Origin of the sequence: Agathobaculum sp. (genome assembly GCF_034098985.1) — a bacterium.
GTDB lineage: Bacteria > Bacillota > Clostridia > Oscillospirales > Butyricicoccaceae > Agathobaculum.
Genome location: NZ_JAXEOA010000022.1, coordinates 21,647 through 40,366 on the forward strand (window position 1 = coordinate 21,647; position 18,720 = coordinate 40,366).

Sequence of the window (18,720 nt, forward strand, 5' to 3'; positions counted from 1 at the left end):
GCTTGATATACTACGGAGGATCACATGAAAGCCAAACGATTTTTCGCGCTTTTATGCGCGGTTTTGTGCCTGTCGACCGGCACGGCATTTGCAGCGGCACCGCGCGTCGTCGCCTCAACGCACAAAGTCCAGGTGAACGGCGCCGCAGTCACACCGCAGGCCTACAATATTGACGGATACAACTATTTTAAGCTGCGCGATATCGCATATCTGCTCAGCGGCACTACGTCGACGTTCGATGTGAAATGGAACAGTGCGGCTAAGACTATCAATATGGTGACCGGCTCGAAGTACACTGCGGTCGGCGGCGAAATGGAGAAGCAGTCGGCGGGCACGCTTAAAGTGCAGGCTTCAACCGCCAAGGTCACGATGGATGGAAAAGCTGTTTCGGTCAAGGGCTATAATATAAATGGAAATAACTATTATAAAATTGCCGACGTTGCTTCTGAGATCGGTTTTACAGCTGCCTTTGAAAGCGCGAGCCGCACGGTGATGATCCATACCCCCGAACCGGAGCCTGAGCCTGAGCCGACACCAACGCCGAAGCCCGATCCCGAGCCGGAGCCGGAACCCGAGCCTGAACCGGAGCCGCGTACATCGCAGTTGGATGGCAAGATCACAGTTATCCTCGATCCCGGCCATGGAGGAAGCGACGGCGGCGCAAACAATAAAGAGCTTGATCTGGATGAAAAGCACGTCAACTTGTACGTCTCCAAATATTTGCAGCAGTATCTGGAGGACGAAGGCGTTACAGTCATCATGGTACGCGATACGCTCGAGGAGGGCTCATCGCTGACCCTGCGCAAAACTGTCATGGAGAAATACCAGGATTCCGTCGACCTGTTTTTCAGCGTCCATCACAACTCGTTCAACACGCAGGCGCGCGGCGCGCAGATCCTCGCACAGATCTCCGATGAAGACGGTGGGCCGACCAAGGTGCTGGCCGAATTGCTAAACGAGGAATATGAAAAGCTGGGGCTGTCCATTCGACCGATTTGGTTCCGGCACGGAGATAACGGCGATTATTATTACACCAACCGCGTTGCGGCGGAATTACAGATCCCGGCACTAACGAGTGAATTCTGCTTTATTGATAATAATGAAGACGCCGCTTATATCGACAGCGAGGAAGATTGGCAGGCAGAAGCGCGCGCGCAGTGCAATGCGATCATGCGCTATTTTGATCAGGTGGAATATTAAGGAGGCCTTTTGCATGGATAACCGGATGGAGCGGGCGCAACGCCTGCATGAACAGGGATATAATTGCGCGCAGGCGGTTGTTTGCGCATACTGCGATTTGTTTGCCACGGATGAAGAAACGGCTTATAAAATGGCCGAGGGATTTGGCCTAGGCATGGGGCTGATGGACACCTGCGGCGCGTTAACCGGCGCGTACATGCTGGCGGGCTTGAAAGGGAGCGCAGGACTGGAGGCGCCCGGAAAGACCAAGGCCGCGACGTATGGCATTAACCGTGAATTGGCAAAAGCCTTTAAGGAGCAGAATGGAACTTACATCTGCCGGGAGCTGAAAGGTGTGGGGGATGGGAATGTGCGCCGCTCCTGCCAAGGCTGTATTGAAGATGCCTGTCGATTGGTGGAGAAACTTTTGGTGGAATGAACAATGGCCGCAGATGTCAAGGCATCTGCGGCAAATTTTTTTCTGTTCAGTCGACATTTTTGGACAGACGGCACTTCTCTCATCCGATACAATAGACCAGGAAAATACAATATTATCCAGGAGGGTGAGAGAAATGACACAATATATTGCGGTAAAGAAAGAAACGACCGAACGGGAAATGTTCAGTATCGCAGCCGTTGATAGGGGAGAAGTGGCTGACTGTATCGAGGACGTGTTTCCGTCATTCGAACGCGTTATGCCATTGGTGCGGTTACTACAAGAAAACGCTGTGCCAGTAGAACATTTTCATGATGTGGTGGAGGATTATATTCTCGCAGAACAATAATTAAGCGGTGAAAGCAGGGGGCTTTCACCGCTTTTCCCTTTAGAATTGAAACACGATACCACTGACCGCGCCGACTAAAATGAAAACGATCGGATGCAGCCGGGGAAGCTTCCAGACTGCAAACAGCATGATCAAGAAAAACAGGATTGCGGGAATGTTCAACGCGTCTCCCAGACTGCTGAGGCTGGTAAACGCTTCTGGGTGAAACAGCGATGCGAAAAAAACCTCAAACATAGCGCCGAATATCAGCCCGGCAGAGGCCGGACGGAGACCGTAGAATGCGTCCTGCACCAATGCAGAATCACGGAACCGCTCCAATGCGCGGGAAACCAGAATAATGATGACGACCGAAGGCAGTACAAGAGACAGGGTCGCGGTCAGCGCGCCCGGCACCCCGGCAGCATGAAAACCTGCATAGGTCGCAGTGTTAACGCCGATCGGCCCAGGCGTCGATTCAGAAATGGCGATCATGTTGAGTAGGTCGTCAGTGGTAAACCAGGGATAACGGAGAGCGATCTGCCGCAGGAACGGCAATGTAGCCAGACCGCCGCCGACAGCAAACAGTCCGGTTTTAAAAAACTCCCAGAAAAGCTGCAAAAAAATCATATGCGCCGCCTCCTAACCAGCCCGGCAAGGATGCCCACCGCGCCTGACAGCACGATCATTAGCACAGGCGACAGCCCGGCAAACGCCACAGCACAAAAAGTGGCCAGTAGCAGCGCGCCGGTCAGCAAGTCCACCACACCGTTTCGTGACATCTTATAGACTGACCGCAACACAAGCGCGCACACCGCCAGCCGGATGCCGGCAAACGCGTGCTGCACCGCTTCCATATGGGCAAATTGTGCGATAAACGCTGCGATGACCGAAATGATCACAAGCGAGGGGAAAATCATGCCCGCTGTCGCACAGACCGCACCGCGGATCCCGCGCGTTTTATAGCCGATAAACGTCGAGGTGTTGACCGCGATCACACCGGGTGTGCATTGGCCGATGGCATAGTAGTCCATAAGTTCGCTTTCCGTTGCCCAGCCGCGGCGTTCGACCACTTCACGCTGCAAAAGCGGCAGCATGGCGTATCCGCCGCCAAAGGTACATACGCCGACGCGGGCGAATGTCAAAAACAAATCCAGATAGGGGTTCAAGCACTGTCAGCTCCTTCCGGCGTTTAGTATACCACATTCCGGCAGCGGCGTACATGAAAATAGGAAAAATCCGCCGGACGGCAGAAAGCGTTCGGCGGATCATCAGGTTACTTGGCGGCGGGAATGACCTCGAGCCAGTAGCCGTCGGGGTCGGCGATAAAGTAGATACCCATATGGGGATTTTCAAAGCAGATGCAGCCCATGGAGGCGTGTTTTGCGTGCGCTGCATCAAAATTGTCTGTCCGGAAAGCCAAATGGATTTCGTTATCGCCCAGATCGTAAGGCGTGGTACGGTCTCGCAGCCATGTCAATTCGAGCTGGTGCGGCGTCTTCCCATCCCCAAGATATACGATTATAAAGCTGCCGTCCGGCGCTTCGATGCGCCGGGTTTCTGTCAGCCCAAGCGCCTCGCTGTAGAAAGCGAGTGAGCGACTGAGCTCAAATACGTTTAGGTTATTATGGGCAAAGGTAAATTGCATGAAAGAACCTCCTTGTTTTTCATGATATCTTTACTTTAACATGATATATGCAAAATGGCAACCGGCATAAAAAGAATGAAAATCCAAGCTTTAATCCGTGGGCAGGGTATGGTACAATAAATGAAACGGGCAGGGGGTGGAACGGTGCTGCAAAAGATACGCAAGATGCTGTACGCAGTGGAAAATAGTCCGGTGCTGAGCGCCATAAAAAAAGGCTTTCTGCTGATCATCCCGATCGTGCTGACTGGTTCCTTTGCCTTGCTGTTATTGAATTTCCCGCTGCTGCCATATCAGGAATTTCTGCGCTCGTTTGGCGGCGGATGGGTCGCCTCACTGTTACAGTTCATCGTCGATGCGACCACTGGATTTGTTTCGCTTTACCTGGTCCTGGCGATCAGTTATTTTTATTCGGCTCCACTTGCGGGCAACCATATTACATTGCAGATCATGGCCATGGTAGCATCCTGCGCGTGCTTTATAGCCTCATTCGGCGGCGAGAGCGGCTCGCTGTCAATTGCGTCCTTTGGTACCATCGGCGTATTCACCGCCATGGTATGTGCGGTTTTGGCGACGCGGTTGTTTTTTGCGCTGGAATTACGCCTATATAGCCGATACCGTTCGTATGCCGCGGGAAATGATATTCACTTCCGTAGTTCCATGTCGGCGATTTTTCCGGTGGCGGTCTGCGTAGCCGTTTTTGCGGCGGGCAATCTGCTTTTGCAAAAGCTGTTCCATGTTGGAAACCTTAATGATCTGATCAGCGGGCTGCTTTTTCAGGCTTTCGGCGGCCTGCAGCATGAGCCGGGGAACGGGGTAGTCTTCCTGTTTCTGTTGGATTTTTTGTGGGTGTTCGGTATCCATGGCGGCAATGCGCTCGATGCGGTTGCGCAAACGGTTTTTGCCGATGGAACGTCTGGCAGCATCATGACAAAATCCTTTTTAGATAGTTTTTCAGTGCTTGGAGGGAGCGGTGCAACCCTTTGCCTGCTTCTTGCACTGCTGCTCGTGTCGCGCCAAAAGAGCAACCGCCAACTGGCATATTCTGCGGCGCCGCTGGCGTTATTTAATATTAATGAAATTTTGGTCTTTGGGTTTCCAATTGTCTTGAATCCGGTCTTCACGATCCCATTTATCCTGACGCCGATTGTATCCATGCTGCTGGCTTACGGCGCAGCGGCCATTGGCTGGATGCCGTTTGTACAGCAGACGGTCAATTGGACCACGCCTGTCTTTTTCAGCGGATATCTGGCGACTGGTTCATGGAGAGGCGCGGCGGTTCAACTCGTGTCTGTAGCGCTCGGAACGTTGATCTATATTCCGTTTGTCCGTCTGTCGGAGCGCCTGCAGGAGGATCGCGAAGTTTTTCTGACCAAAGAGTTGACCTCACATTTCCAGAGCCGGGAGCAGCGCGGCGAGCGGATATATTATCTGGATCGTAACGATAGCTTGGGCGTGATGGCCAAAAGCCTAATGGGTAAGCTGCGCGCAGATATCGCCGCCGATAGGATCATGATGTTTTACCAACCGCAGGTAGACGAGCGGGGAGCGCTGGTTGGTGCTGAAGCCTTGCTTCGTTGGCGGTATGGCGGCAGCATACTGTATCCACCGCTGGTCGTCGCGCTGGCACAGGAGGACGGCTGTTTTGAAGCGTTGACATGGAGTATCTTCAATACAGTTTGCAAAGATATCCCGGTCATACGGGATCGCTTTGGAACGGAAATACGCGTTTCGGTCAATATTGTGGCGGAACAGCTGAATGATCCTATCCTGACCGAGCGCATCCTCCGCTTGGCGGAACAGCAGGGGATCCATCGTAATCTGGTGTTGGAGGTGACGGAAGAGACCTCGCTCACAGCGCTTCCGCATATCTCCGCGAATATCGATAAGCTGAGCCGGCAGGGCGTTTATCTGGCAATTGATGATTTTAGCATGGGGCATACGTCTTTGAACTATTTGCGCAATAATAGATTCCACTATGTGAAGTTGGACGGCAGCTTGGTAAGGCAAGTCCTGGAAAACGGCAGATCCGGTGAAATCATCGGTTCCATTGTCACACTGGGACACAGCCTTGGCTTTCAAGTTGTTGCAGAATATGTTGAAAATCAAGCTGTCCGGAATGCGCTGCTACAATTGGGCTGCACGGTATTTCAGGGATATTTATACAGCCCTGCGGTACCGCTCGAAGAACTGCTTCAATACAGTCCCACATAAACAACAATATGCTTTGATACCGCCGTAGAGTAATTCTTGGCGGTATTTGTTTGCCGCTATTGAAAGAGAGGCTGTATAGGGGAAGCAACAAAGGGTTTGCCATTGGGCAAGCAATATGCTATAATTAACGTGTATATTTGCGTCCGAAAGGAGGACGGGAATCCTTGAATAAACGAATACAAAAAGCCCTGCAGCCGGGGCAGACTCTTTACTTTGCGTTGTTTTTGTTATTTGCGCTGAGCAGTTTGTTTTTTTCAATTCCATTTGGGCTGATCGGTATTGCAGTATGTGCGCTGCTGCGTTTGGCATCCGTTCGGCAGGAGGCTGAGAGAAAACGCCAGGTGCAGGAGCTGATGAACAATGTGGAGATCGACAGCGGCGGCGAACTGAAGACCACGATTGTCCAGTCCCCGTTGCCGACGGTGGTGGCGCTCGCAACGACGGGAGAGATCGTCTGGTCGAACGATGCGTTCAGCGAACTGACCGGACAGTTTAACGGTGCGCGCAACATGCGGATCAGCGAGCTTGCCCCCAATTTTGAGACGCGCTGGCTGATCGAAGGGAAACATCAGCTTCCGGGTGAGCTGCGCATGGGTAAGGATAGCTTCCAGATCTTCGGCAGTATGATGCCGGGCGGAAACGGACAGATGATGATGCTCCATTTTCTCAACTGCACCGAATTTGTCCATCTGCGGGATGAAGCGGAGACCAGACGTCCTGCGATTGCTGTGATTGCGATCGATAATTATGAAGAACTGATGAAAAACGCCACTGATTCTGAAAAATCCGCCATCTTGGCGGGGATCGATAAGCGGTTGTCGGCGTGGACCAAAGCGTGCAGCGCTGTGCTGCGCAAGTATGATCGGGACAAGTACATCTTCATTCTGGAAACGGCAGACCTAAACAAGCTGGCCGAAAAAAAGTTTTCTGTTTTGCAAGAGGTCCGAGAAATTCAGAACCATGAGGGCGTCGTCGCGACGCTTTCCATCGGCGTCGGACGGGACGGCGAAACGCTGGCTGAAAGCTATCAATACGCGGGACTGGCGATCGATATGGCACTATCTCGCGGCGGCGACCAGGCGGTCGTTAAAAACCGCTATACGTTTGATTTTTACGGCGGTCTTAGCGAAGAAGTAGAAAAGCGTACAAAAGTCAAGTCGCGCGTCGTCGCGGGTGCGTTGAGCCAGTTGATCCGCGATTCGTCGCAGGTGCTGGTCATGGGTCACCAGAACAGCGATATGGATGCGGTCGGCGCGGCGGCGGGCATGGTTTGTGCGGCGCGCGTCAAGGGAAAGCCTGTGCATATCGTGGTCGACCGGCAGCATACCATGGCGGGCGATTTGATCCGCCGGCTGGAAACACTGCCGGAATATCAGGACGTGTTCATCGACGCCGATCAGGCAATGATCATGTGCGATTTCAACACGCTCTTGATCGTGGTGGACGTAAACCGCCCGGGCTATGTTGAAAGCGCGGCGTTGCTGCAATCCATTAATAAAGTGGCGGTTATCGACCATCATAGGCGCGCGGCGGACTATATTGAAAACGCGGTCGTCAGCCTGCACGAGCCGTATGCCTCATCGGCATCCGAGCTGGTCAGCGAGCTGCTGCAATACCTGGTGCCGACGACAGGTATCTTGACGGGCGAGGCTGAGGCCATGCTTGCGGGTATTTATCTGGACACCAAGGGCTTTGCCACGCGCACTGGCGTGCGAACATTTGAAGCCGCCGCCTATCTTCGCCGTGCAGGCGCGGAGGTTGCCGATGTAAAGCGGATGTTCCAATCGAGCTTCGACCAGTACATGGAGCGGCAAAAGCTGATATCGCTTGCGCGCGACTGCGGACAGGGCGTGATCCTCGCCGTGTCGGACGAGGAGATTGACCGCATCGCCGCGGCACAGGCAGCCGATGAGCTTTTGAGCATCATCGGCACGCGGGCGAGCGTGGTGGCGTTCCGGAGCGGGTCGGATATGGCCGTTTCCGCACGCGCGGCGGGGCAGGTCAACGTGCAGCTGCTGATGGAGCGGCTGGGCGGTGGCGGAAACCATTCCGCGGCGGGCGCGCAGCTGAAAAATACAACGGCTGCCGAAGCCGACCGTCTGTTGACAGAAACGATCGAGGCCTATTTGGCTGATAACAGTGGAGACACCAAAGAATAATCACACAAGGGAGATATGCAAGCTATGAAAGTCATTCTGAAGGCCGATGTAAAGGGAAAAGGTAAAGCGGGCGATCTAATCGAGGTCAGCGAGGGCTACGGGCGCAACTTTTTGATGCCGCGCGGTTTGGCCGAGCCTGCGACTGCGGATAATTTAAACGTCAAACGCGCGCAGGACGAGGCGCACGCCCGCAAGGTCGCGCTCGAGCAGAAAGCGGCGCGCGAGGCGGCGGAAAAGCTAAAGGTCAGCCCGGTCAAGGTGCCGGCAAAGGGCGGTTCCGGCGGAAGACTGTTCGGCGCGATCACAGCAAAGGAGATTGCGGAGGAGCTCAAGAAGCAGTACGGGGTCGACGTGCCCAAAAACAAGATCGTGCTGGACGAGCCAATTAAGACCTTTGGTGTGCATCATGTAAAAGCTAAGCTTTATGCGGAGATCGCGGGCGAAATTTTGGTGCAGGTCGTAGAGGAATAAACGTGGGAACTGCAGCCCGGGGAGGTGGGATGGATGGATGAGCTTTTGATGCGGCAGGTGCCGCAGGACCTGACCGCGGAGCAGTCGCTGATTGGCTCCATGCTGGTCGACCCGGCGTGTATCCCGGAGGTCATCGAACAGGTGCGCGCGGAAGATTTTTACGCGGAGGAGAACCGTCGCATTTTTGAGGTCATCTATTCAATGTTCAACAGCGCGCAGAAGATTGACCCTGTCACTGTGCTCGATATGCTCACGCGCATGGGCTATTATGACGAGGCGGGCGGACGCGCGTATTTGTTTCAACTGATGGAGGTCACGCCGAACACCCGGAATGTCGGCGAATATCTGCGCATTGTTCGCGATAAAAGCCTGCTGCGCCAGCTGGCAGATGCAGGTGCCGAAATCCAGCAAAACGCTTTGGAGGCGCGCGGCGAAGCCTCCTCGATTGCCGAGCTTGCCGAACAAAGGGTCTATAATATCCGGCAGGGCCGTGAAATCAAAGGGCTTTCGCGGCTGAGCGAGGTCATTGCAGACCTATATACCGAGCTGGATGAACGCGCGAAATCGGACAGCGAGATTCCCGGCATGTCGACCGGCTTCCACGCGCTGGACGCCGCATTAACCGGCCTAAATAAATCCGACCTGATTCTGATTGCGGCGCGCCCCGGTATGGGCAAGACGGCGTTTGCCTTGAATATCGCGTTGAACGCCGCAAAAGCTGCCGTTAAAGCCAAAAAGGATAAACATGACAGAAAGGGGACGGGCGTCTGCGTGTTCCAGCTTGAAATGAGCAAGGAGCAGTTGGCAAGCCGTTTTCTGGCGAGCGAGGCGCTGATAGAAACGCAAAAGCTTAAGACCGGCAATCTGGATCCGGACGACTGGGTAAAAATCGCGCGCGCGTCGGGTGTGCTCGCCGGAGTCAACATCTATGTGGACGATAACCCCGCGATCACGGTCGCGGAGATCAAAGCCAAATGCCGCCGGCTGGGCGACGAGCTGGGGCTTATTGTAATTGACTATTTACAGCTGATGCATTCCGGCGGGCGGCACTCGGACAACCGTGTGCAGGAGGTTGCGGAAATTTCACGTTCGCTCAAGATTATGGCGAAAGAGCTTAACATCCCGGTGGTCTGCTTGTCTCAGCTTTCGCGTGCGTCCGAGCAGCGTGCGGATAAACGCCCAATGCTGTCTGATCTACGTGAATCGGGCGCGATCGAGCAGGATGCCGACATTGTCATGTTCATCTACCGCGATGATTATTACGACGATGATAGTGAAATGAAAAATATCGCGGAGATCATCGTTGCGAAGAACCGACACGGCGCGACCAACACCATTGAGCTGCAATGGGTCGGCCAATATACGACATTCTCCAATCAGGACCGTGTCCATGGAGCATAATATACTGGAACGGGTCGGGCAAACGGTCGCGCGTTATCAAATGCTCACACCCGGCGAAAACGTGCTGGTTGCGCTTTCAGGCGGGGCGGATTCAGTAGCTATGCTGCTTTGTCTGCGGGAGCTTGGATACTTGGTTTCCGCGTTTCATTTGAACCACGGTTTGCGTGGGGATGAAGCGATGCGCGATGAGGCCTTTGTACGAAGCCTTTGCGCCGGATTGGGCGTGCCGCTTACGGTCGCCCGGGAGAATATCGCCGCGCTGGCTGTGGAGCGGAAAGAGAGCATCGAAACTGCCGCGCGGGTCAAACGCTATCAGCTGCTGGGGGAATATGCGGCCGGGAAAAAGATAGCAACAGCGCATACGGCGGACGACAATATTGAAACCGTACTCTTTCATTTAACCCGTGGCACTGGAGCAAAAGGTCTGGCTGGCATTCCTCCGATGCGCGGCGCGATCATCCGCCCGATGATAGAAACCAGCAGGTCGCAGATCGAAGCATATCTTAAAGATAATGGACAGGCGTTTGTCACCGACAGCACGAACTTGACCACTGACTGCACACGAAATCGTATTCGGCACGAGGTCGTGCCTATACTGCGGCAGTTGAACCCAGAACTGGGGGAGGCAGTCGGACGGTTGACCCGCTTGATCCGGCAGGACGACGCATATTTGGATTTTCAGGCTGAAACGCTCTTGCGACGAGCGCGGCAGATCGACGGATACCTTGTACAGCCGCTGCGGGAAGCACCTCATCCACTCAGCTCCCGCGCGCTGCGGTTGCTGCTTGCGCAAAGCGGCGTGCCGCGCGCGCAGACCGGCGAAACGCATATCCTGCTATTGCAGAAGCTGCTGGCGAGCGAAAACCCCTCCGCATCGCTGAATCTGCCGGGCGGCTATTCTGCTCTCAGGAACTATGAAAAGATAGCGGTCACACGGGAGGGAACCACGACGGCTTGGTGGGAAAAGCGGCTCTCCATCCCGTTTGACGGGGCGGTAGGGCCGGACGAGGTCAGGCTGACGCTTAGATTTGCTGAAAAAAACAAGGTTTTTTACAAATCATTCAATACTTTTCCCGTAGATTGTGGTAAAATAGACATTGAAACTTTGACCGTTCGAGCGAGAAAACCGGAAGACCGTCTGCGGTTGACCGAACGGGGCGGCAGCCGGTCGCTCAAAAAGCTGATGATTGACCGGCGCATCCCGCGTTTTGCGCGTGCGCGCCTTGCAGTGATCGCTGACAAATACGGCGTTATCGCGGTGCAGGGGCTGGGCGCAGACCAGAGCCGCGGAGGCACGGACGGCAAAACGATAGAAATTCATTTTGAAGGGAAATAAGCATGAGGAACGACATCAAAGAAGTGCTGTTTACCGAGCAGCAGCTCGCGGACAAGGTCGCCGAGCTTGGCGCGCGCATCACTAGGGATTATGAGGGTAAGAATCCCCTGATTGTCAGCGTGCTCAAAGGCTCCTATGTTTTTATGGCCGACCTGACCCGCAAGATCGACACGGCCTGCAATGTGGATTTTATGGTGGTCTCCAGCTATGGGAAAAGCACCAAAACGTCGGGGGAGGTGCAGATCATCAAGGATATCGAACAGCAGATCGATGGACGCGATCTGCTGATCATCGAAGATATTCTGGACAGCGGCGTAACGCTCAGCTATCTGATGAAAGTGCTGCAAGCGCGCGGCGCGCGGTCGATCCGGCTGTGTACCCTGCTATCGAAGCCCTCTCGCCGCAAGGTGGATGTTAAGGTCGATTATCTCGGCTTTGAGATTCCAGACGAATTCGTCGTCGGTTACGGCCTCGACTATGCGGAAAAGTACCGTAACCTGCCGTATATCGGCATTTTAAAACCAGCCGTTTACGGCGGCGCGGAATAAGCGTTCCGCAGAGAAAGGTGTGATACCGATTTGAAAGGTAAGATGAAAGGCTTTGGCCTTTATATGGTCATTCTGGTGTTTGTGCTGGCTGGCCTCAGCTTTGTGCTCAGCCAGTCGCAGAAGACCGATGCGACAACGTTTGACGACGTTTACCGGTATTTTGACAGCCGGGAGGTCGAAGAATTTAAGACAGAGAACAATGTCATTACCCTCAAACTGAAAGACGGGAAAGTCGTCGACTGCGATTTCGGCAACTATTTCAGCATCCTTTATATGCAGCTCAGCGATATGATCGATGACCAGATCAAGGACGGCACGCTGACCCGGGTGGAGTTTATCTCACAGAATATCCCGTGGTGGGCAAATTTTGTGCCGTATCTAATTTTGATTGTCCTGCTCGGCGCGTTCTGGTATTTTATGATGAACAAGCAGTCGGGCGGCGGCGGCAGCCCAATGCAGTTCGGCAAGGCGCGCGCCAAGCTCGCGCAGGATGATAAGCGCAAGGTCACCTTTGAAGACGTGGCCGGTGCGGATGAGGAAAAAGCAGAGCTTCAGGAGATCGTCGAGTTTTTAAAAAACCCACAGAAGTTTGTGCAGATCGGTGCGCGCATTCCTAAGGGTGTTTTGCTGGTGGGCCCTCCGGGTACCGGTAAAACATTGATTGCCCGCGCGGTAGCTGGAGAAGCGGGGGTGCCGTTCCTGTCGATTTCAGGCTCGGATTTTGTCGAGCTCTATGTCGGTGTCGGCGCATCCCGTGTGCGCGATCTGTTTGAGCAGGCAAAGAAAAACGCTCCGTCCATCGTGTTTATCGATGAGATCGACGCGGTCGGCCGCCAGCGCGGCGCTGGACTGGGCGGTGGACATGACGAGCGCGAACAGACGCTTAACCAGCTTCTTGTGGAGATGGATGGCTTTGGTGCAAACGAGGGCGTCATCGTCATCGCTGCGACCAACCGTAAGGATATTCTGGACGGCGCGTTGCTGCGTCCGGGACGCTTTGACCGCCAGGTCTATGTGGGCGCCCCCGATGTCAAGGGGCGTGAGGCGATCCTCAAGGTGCATGCGCGCAATAAGCAGTTCGATCCAGATGTTAAGTTTGATTCCATTGCCAAAACGACCGCCGGCTTTACTGGAGCCGATCTGGAAAACCTGCTGAATGAAGCGGCGCTTCTGGCTGCACGGCGGAACAAAAAGTTTATTACGCTTGAGGAGATTGAAGAGTCGTTGCTCAAGGTGGTCATGGGCGTCGAGAAAAAGACGCATATCATCACCGAAAAGGACAAAAAGCTAACCGCTTATCATGAGGCCGGTCATGCGATCTGCTTCCACGTGCTGCCGACGCAAGATCCGGTGCACCATGTGACCATCATCCCGCGTTCCTCCGGTGCGGGCGGCTTTACGATGCCGCTACCAGAGGAGGATCAGGCGTACCGCACCCGCCACTATATGGAGGAATATATCGTTGTTTGCCTGGGCGGCCGCGTGGCCGAGCAGCTGGTGATGGACGATATCTCCACCGGCGCATACGGCGATATTAAGCAGGCGACGCAGATGGCGCGCGCAATGGTCACTAGTTATGGCATGAGCGACCGTATCGGCCCAATTGATTATGCAGCCGATAACGGGGAGATTTTCCTTGGCCGCGATTTTGCTGCGGGCAAGGGATACTCCGAGGTAAAGGCTGCTGAGATTGACGAGGAAATCCACCGTATCATCGAGGACGCGCACCGCGCCTGTGAAAAGCTGATTTCCGAGCATATGGAACAGTTGACCAATGTTGCGGAATATTTGATTCGGAATGAAACGATGGACGGAGAGACTTTTGTTAAAGTCTATAACGGCGAGAGCGTACCTGATAAGGTCGTCGGGGACGATCTGATGGCGCAGGCAGAACCAATCACCTCCGCGGAGCGCACGGTTACCCCGGAAGGGATAGCGGAGTCGGAAGAGTCGGAGTAACAAGAAACCCACGGCAGACACCGTGGGTTTCTTTTATGAGGAAATGTAAAAAGATCTTGACATTCCATGAAAACAGATGTAAACTCTAAATGTAAAGGGAGTTTAACATTTTGCTTTGGGAGTCTGTTATGAAATATATTTTTTTAGCCGCTATGCCGTTTGCGGCCTTTGGCATCGTGTTCGGCATCGTGCTTTGGATTGGCAAGAGCAAATCAAAACGGGCTATGGCGCTGGCCGACCATCTGGGAATGCGAAAGATGGATGAAATGGAGCGCATTATTCAGTATAAAGCGGTCTCGATCGCCTATACCGTTGTGCTGTTCGCCCTGCTGGGTATCACTTTTTACAGTACGTTTGTCAAAAGGGAAAGCATGCCCCTGTCTAATTTTGCATTGCTGCTTGGTGTGCTGACCCAGTCCGGCGCCACGCTGGTGCTCCGCCATCGCAGCACGCAGGGAGATGAGGAATATAAAACCTATCCGCTGTGGAAGACTGCGCTGTGGATTCTGGGGGTTTCCGCGCTGATCGGCGCGCTTGGCGGGCTGCTGGTCATCGTCGTTCTTGCTTCCTGAGCGGAGGGGGATATGCAGAACAATATTAAAGCGCTTCGCAAGGCCCGCGGTTTACGTCAGGAGGACATGGCAAAGTTGCTGGGTGTATCGCGGCAAACTGTTGTGGCGATGGAAAACGATAAATATGACCCAACGTTGGAACTGGCCATCAAGGTTGCCCGTTTGTTCGGGCAGCCAGTTGAGAGTATTTTTTCTCTGGTGGAATAAAAAGGAACGGCAATTAGCCGTTCCTTTCTTTATTTTATCCGATCCCGCCGGGGATGAGAAAGCTGAACAGAACTACGAGGGCCGCGAGAAATACATAGACATATTTCGCCAGCGGTGCAAACGCGCGTCCCAAGGGCTTATCGCGCCCCAGCATCAGCTCTTCCTTGATCTTGGGCACGCCAAGCACCCAGTAGATTATCACCGCACCTAGGATCGCGCCGATCGGCACAATATAGATTGTGATGATATCCATCCATTTACCCATAAACGGTTCGTATTCGATAAACAGGCCGACGACCAAAGTGGCCAGAGAAGCGAGAAGCACGGCGGTCTTGCGCTTTAGGCCGAGGCGGGTCTGCGCAGCTTCAGATACTGCTTCCAGCATGTTTGCCAGAGATGTGATGCCGGCAAACAAAACGGAAACAAAGAAAAACAATGCGAATACGCGCCCTGCGGGCATTTGCTGGAATACACGGGGTAGTGTGATGAAGAGCAGTTTCGGGCCGGCCTGCGGATCCAGCCCAAAAGCAAACACGGCTGGGATGACAGCAAAGCCTGCAAGCATGGCGGCGCAGGTGTCAAGCACGGCAGTCATGGTCGAGGAATGTACGATATCCTCTTTCTTTGAAAGATAGCTGCCGTAAATGATCATGCCGGAGCCTGTGACGGAAAGGGAGAAAAACGCTTGTCCCATCGCCATGATCCAGGTCTTAACGTTCAGTAAATAGCTCCAATCGGGAACCAGTAGATATCTGTACCCCTCCATTGCGCCGGGAAGGAAGGCAACGCGCACTGCGATTACAAGGAACAGGATAAAAAAGGTCGGCATCATAACCTTATTGATTTTTTCAATACCGCCGGAAACGCCGAAAATCAGGATAGCAGCGGTGATCACAACGACAATGATATGCCACGGGACGCTAGACAGATGAGACGCGCTCATCTGTGCGAAAAATGTTTCAGGTTCTGTGGTCATCAGCGTGCCGGTCAGTGCGCCAAACGCGCTGCGGACGACCCAACCGACGATGATCGCATAGCCGATGGCGATGCCAAGCGAACCAAACAGCGGGATTGAGCCTAAAATCGAACCGCCCTTTTTGCCGCGCGATTTGAGCGCGTAATCATAGGAACCGATGGGGCCGGTGCCGGTAAGGCGTCCGAGCGCAAACTCGCCCGACAAGCCAACATAGCCGAACAGCGCCACAAACAGCAGATAAGGGATTAAAAACGCCGCGCCGCCATATTGCCCGGTGCGGTAGGGGAACATCCAGATATTACCCATGCCGACCGCCGACCCCACTGCGGCGAGCACAAAGCCGATCTTGGAAGAAAAAGTGCCGTTACCGTTCTCTTGTTTCATCTTTTTTACTCTCCGATTTTTGAACTGATAAACGCTTAAAGCGTACTTTAAGTAGTATACCATGAAACGGCAAAACGAACAAGGTGGTCATGTTGCGCAGTTTTACTAGAAAAATAGGATCAACTTTGGCAGACAAAAACCGAATTAAAGTGCTGCATCGTCACAATGGACAAAAGCAAAGTCAAAAAACTGAAGTTTTTATCGGATATTCCCTTGCTTTGTATAGCACGGTATGGTATGCTATTTAAGCGTGAGAAAGACACTTGTCTTTTTAGGGAGGACAACGCATGGTAAAGCCAAAATACTATCTGGTTGAGCGCTCGCTGCTGCCTGAAGTCTTTCAGCGGGTGATCGAGGCAAACGAGGCGATCGCCTCAGGCCGCGCTGCTACAGCGAGCGAAGCCGCCAAAATTGCCGGGCTGTCCCGTAGCGCTTATTATAAGTATAAGGACGGCGTTCGTCCTTTTTTTGAGGCCACGACCGACCGCATCGTAACCTTTCATTTCATGCTGCACGACCAGCCGGGCGTACTGTCAAGCATTCTGGGGCTAATGGCGCGCTCAGGCGCTAATTTGCTGACTGTGAACCAGTCGATCCCCATGCGCGGGCAGGCCTCTGTGACTATCGCCGCGCGCACAGGGGAAATGAAATATACAGTCGAAGAACTGATCCATCGCGCAGAGAACATGGAAGGGGTCGGCAAAGTAGAAATACTGGCTTCCGAGTAACTGAATCTGATAATCCATCCGGGAGGAATTAATCTTATGATCAAAGCAGCTATCATGGGCCACGGAACAGTCGGCTCAGGCGTTTATGAAGTGTTTGAAATGAACGCTGAAAAGATCGCGCGTGTCGTCGGGGAGCCGGTCGAGGTTAAATATGTGCTCGACCTGCGCGATTTTTCCGCGTTGCCGTACGGCCATAAATTTATAAGCGACTTCGCAGTGATTGAGAATGATCCTGAAGTCTCGGTCGTAGCCGAGGTCATGGGCGGCGTTGGCGCGGCATACCAGTTTACCAAGCGCTGCCTGCAGGCGGGCAAGAGTGTCTGCACCTCCAATAAGGAGCTCGTGGCGACGCACGGCGAAGAACTTCTCCGCATCGCGGAAGAGCATGGCGTAAACTATATGTTTGAAGCGTCGGTCGGCGGCGGCATCCCGATTATCCGCCCGATGCTGCAATGCTTGGCGGCTAATGAGTTTAATGAAATTTGCGGCATCCTGAATGGCACGACCAACTACATTTTGACACAGATGATTCATAACGGCGTCAGGTTTGAGGACGCGCTCAAGCAGGCACAGGCGAGCGGCTATGCCGAAGCCGATCCGACTGCCGATATCGAAGGGCATGATGCCTGCCGGAAAATCTGCATTCTGTCTGATCTGGCATTTGGCGATAAATTTGAGCCAGACGAGGTATCCTGTGAGGGCATTACAAAAATCACGCTAGAGGATGTGGCCAATGCTGACAAGCTAGGCTGTGTCATCAAACTGCTGGGCCGCGCGGTGCGATGCGAGGACGGCACGGCCTATGCCTATGTTGCGCCGCATCTTATCCATAAAGAAAGCCCGCTGGCCGCAGTGGAAGACGTATTCAATGCGATCATGGTGGACGGTAATGCGACAGGCGAAGTCATGTTTTATGGCAAAGGAGCGGGCAAGCTCGCGACGGCGTCGGCTGTCGTGGCCGATATGCTGGATTGCATCGAACATAAGGAGAACCGCCGCCGCATCTTGTGGGGCAATGGATCCAAACATCTGCTGCGCCCGGTCGATGCGCTGCAAAGCGCGTGGTATGTGCGTTACAAGGGCGACCCCAAAGATCTAGAAGCTGTGCTTCCCGTGGAGAGCGTGACCGAGCCGGTGCAGGGCGTGGTCGTAGTCAAGACAAAGAAGTTGTCGACGGCTGACATGGAACAAAAACGCAAGTTGCTTGCTCAAAAGGGTCAGGTGCTGGCTGCGATGCGTATGCTGTAAGGAGGAACGGGAGATGATTCGTGTAACCGTTCCGGCCACGAGCGCGAATATGGGCTCTGGCTATGACAGCATCGGTATTGCGCTCGAGCTTTATAATATCATCGATCTGGAAGAGAGCGACCGCATTGAAATTTCGGATAAAAACGGGCAGTTTGTGCCCAAAGACGCGCGCAACCTAATTTATCAATGTGCCAAGCGTGTGTTTGACGAGTGTGGCAAGCCTTTGCACGGATTAAAGATCGTCGAGGATTGTGCGATCCCACAGACACGCGGCTTAGGCTCGTCGTCGGCTTGTACAGTCGCGGGCATTCTGGGTGCGAATGCGCTTTTGGGCGATCCGCTTGATCGGCAGGCGGTCATCGATCTTTCAGCGACTATTGAAGGCCATCCGGATAATTCGACGCCAGCCATTCTGGGCGGCTTCTGTGTTGCGCTTCTGGAAGACGGCCATGTGCATCACGTGCGCGTGCCCGTGCACGGTGCAATCGATTTCGTGGTGTTTATCCCTGATTTTAAATTGTCGACCGAAAAGGCGCGTGCCGCGCTGCCCAAAACGATCGACCATCGAGACGCCGTGTTTAACCTTGCGCGCGCCGCGCTGCTTGCAGGCTCGCTGACAACAGGCAAACTGGAAAACCTGGACGTGGCCACGGGCGACTGCCTGCACCAGCCTTACCGGTTCCCGCTGATTGAAAACGGCGAGGACATTGTGCGCGGCGCGAAAGAATTGGGCGCGCTGGGTACATTTATCTCGGGGGCCGGGCCGTCCATTATCGCGCTGGTCTATAAAGGCGACCACGACTACTTAACCCGTGCGCAGACGCTCTGTGCAGAGAAATACCCGCATTGGAAGCCCATGCAGCTGCGCTGTGACGAAGTCGGCGCAGTGGTGAAGCGGCTTTGAGCCTCTGAGGGCATATAAGGAGGAAATG

At 53.9% G+C, this 18,720-nt stretch carries 19 protein-coding genes; 15 read left to right on the forward strand and 4 right to left on the reverse strand.

Annotated features, from left to right (window positions below; all coding sequences use genetic code 11):
- The first annotated feature begins 24 nt into the window (after positions 1-24).
- The 3 genes from SO058_RS07425 to SO058_RS07435 all read left to right on the forward strand — a co-directional run bounded on the left by SO058_RS07425 (position 25) and on the right by SO058_RS07435 (position 1,964).
- Positions 25-1,200: an N-acetylmuramoyl-L-alanine amidase gene (locus SO058_RS07425; protein ID WP_320842356.1), complete on the forward strand. Its 1,176-nt coding sequence runs from the start codon at positions 25-27 to the stop codon at positions 1,198-1,200.
- 13 nt (positions 1,201-1,213) lie between these two features.
- Entirely contained in the window at positions 1,214-1,618 is a 405-nt protein-coding gene (locus tag SO058_RS07430) for a C-GCAxxG-C-C family protein (protein WP_320842357.1), read from the forward strand.
- 133 nt (positions 1,619-1,751) lie between these two features.
- Complete coding sequence (locus SO058_RS07435) at positions 1,752-1,964, forward strand: DUF6514 family protein (RefSeq protein WP_320842358.1); 213 nt, start codon at positions 1,752-1,754, stop codon at positions 1,962-1,964.
- A 39-nt stretch (positions 1,965-2,003) separates the two neighbouring features.
- Here the strand turns inward: SO058_RS07435 and SO058_RS07440 are convergent, their stop codons facing one another.
- The 3 genes from SO058_RS07440 to SO058_RS07450 form a co-directional block, all read right to left on the reverse strand.
- Entirely contained in the window at positions 2,004-2,570 is a 567-nt protein-coding gene (locus SO058_RS07440) for a chromate transporter (RefSeq protein ID WP_320842359.1), read from the reverse strand.
- The gene (locus SO058_RS07445) at positions 2,567-3,109 is read right to left on the reverse strand and encodes a chromate transporter (RefSeq protein WP_320842360.1); all 543 of its coding nucleotides are present in this window, start codon (positions 3,107-3,109) and stop codon (positions 2,567-2,569) included. The genes SO058_RS07440 and SO058_RS07445 overlap by 4 nt, the downstream gene beginning before the upstream one ends.
- 107 nt (positions 3,110-3,216) lie before the next feature.
- Complete coding sequence (locus SO058_RS07450) at positions 3,217-3,588, reverse strand: VOC family protein (protein WP_320842361.1); 372 nt, start codon at positions 3,586-3,588, stop codon at positions 3,217-3,219.
- Between the two features lie 144 nt (positions 3,589-3,732).
- Here SO058_RS07450 and SO058_RS07455 point away from each other — a divergent pair, with 144 nt between their 5' ends.
- The 9 genes from SO058_RS07455 (at position 3,733) to SO058_RS07495 (ending at position 14,452) form a co-directional block, all read left to right on the forward strand.
- Positions 3,733-5,799, forward strand: a complete 2,067-nt coding sequence (locus SO058_RS07455) for a PTS sugar transporter subunit IIC/EAL domain-containing protein (protein WP_320842362.1) — start codon at positions 3,733-3,735, stop codon at positions 5,797-5,799.
- Between the two features lie 164 nt (positions 5,800-5,963).
- Complete coding sequence (locus SO058_RS07460) at positions 5,964-7,958, forward strand: DHH family phosphoesterase (RefSeq protein ID WP_320842363.1); 1,995 nt, start codon at positions 5,964-5,966, stop codon at positions 7,956-7,958.
- 24 nt (positions 7,959-7,982) lie between these two features.
- Positions 7,983-8,429 (forward strand): 50S ribosomal protein L9, encoded by a 447-nt coding sequence (gene rplI, locus SO058_RS07465; protein ID WP_320842364.1) that lies wholly within the window; start codon positions 7,983-7,985, stop codon positions 8,427-8,429.
- Positions 8,430-8,462: 33 nt separating this feature from the next.
- On the forward strand, positions 8,463-9,830 hold the full coding sequence (dnaB, locus tag SO058_RS07470; RefSeq protein WP_320842365.1) for a replicative DNA helicase: 1,368 nt from the start codon (positions 8,463-8,465) through the stop codon (positions 9,828-9,830).
- Positions 9,820-11,166 carry a tRNA lysidine(34) synthetase TilS gene (tilS, locus tag SO058_RS07475; RefSeq protein WP_320842366.1) on the forward strand — a complete coding sequence of 449 codons (1,347 nt, stop codon included), beginning with the start codon at positions 9,820-9,822 and terminating at the stop codon, positions 11,164-11,166. Before dnaB ends, tilS begins: the two co-directional genes overlap by 11 nt.
- A 2-nt stretch (positions 11,167-11,168) precedes the next feature.
- The gene (gene hpt / locus SO058_RS07480) at positions 11,169-11,714 is read left to right on the forward strand and encodes a hypoxanthine phosphoribosyltransferase (protein WP_320842367.1); all 546 of its coding nucleotides are present in this window, start codon (positions 11,169-11,171) and stop codon (positions 11,712-11,714) included.
- A gap of 42 nt (positions 11,715-11,756) precedes the next feature.
- Positions 11,757-13,673 (forward strand): ATP-dependent zinc metalloprotease FtsH, encoded by a 1,917-nt coding sequence (gene ftsH, locus SO058_RS07485; protein ID WP_320842438.1) that lies wholly within the window; start codon positions 11,757-11,759, stop codon positions 13,671-13,673.
- A gap of 128 nt (positions 13,674-13,801) precedes the next feature.
- Complete coding sequence (locus SO058_RS07490) at positions 13,802-14,245, forward strand: hypothetical protein (RefSeq protein WP_320842368.1); 444 nt, start codon at positions 13,802-13,804, stop codon at positions 14,243-14,245.
- Between the two features lie 12 nt (positions 14,246-14,257).
- Positions 14,258-14,452 (forward strand): helix-turn-helix transcriptional regulator, encoded by a 195-nt coding sequence (locus SO058_RS07495; protein ID WP_320842369.1) that lies wholly within the window; start codon positions 14,258-14,260, stop codon positions 14,450-14,452.
- Between the two features lie 34 nt (positions 14,453-14,486).
- On the opposite strand, the gene SO058_RS07500 is transcribed toward SO058_RS07495, so the two are convergent.
- Complete coding sequence (locus tag SO058_RS07500) at positions 14,487-15,812, reverse strand: sodium-dependent transporter (protein ID WP_320842370.1); 1,326 nt, start codon at positions 15,810-15,812, stop codon at positions 14,487-14,489.
- Between the two features lie 287 nt (positions 15,813-16,099).
- Between SO058_RS07500 and SO058_RS07505 the strand changes: the two genes are divergently transcribed.
- The 3 genes from SO058_RS07505 to thrB are packed head-to-tail and all read left to right on the forward strand — an operon-like array spanning position 16,100 to position 18,692.
- On the forward strand, positions 16,100-16,540 hold the full coding sequence (locus tag SO058_RS07505) for an ACT domain-containing protein (RefSeq protein WP_320842371.1): 441 nt from the start codon (positions 16,100-16,102) through the stop codon (positions 16,538-16,540).
- A 36-nt stretch (positions 16,541-16,576) separates the two neighbouring features.
- Complete coding sequence (locus tag SO058_RS07510) at positions 16,577-17,788, forward strand: homoserine dehydrogenase (protein WP_320842372.1); 1,212 nt, start codon at positions 16,577-16,579, stop codon at positions 17,786-17,788.
- Between the two features lie 13 nt (positions 17,789-17,801).
- Entirely contained in the window at positions 17,802-18,692 is an 891-nt protein-coding gene (gene thrB, locus SO058_RS07515) for a homoserine kinase (RefSeq protein ID WP_320842373.1), read from the forward strand.
- Positions 18,693-18,720: the final 28 nt, after the last annotated feature.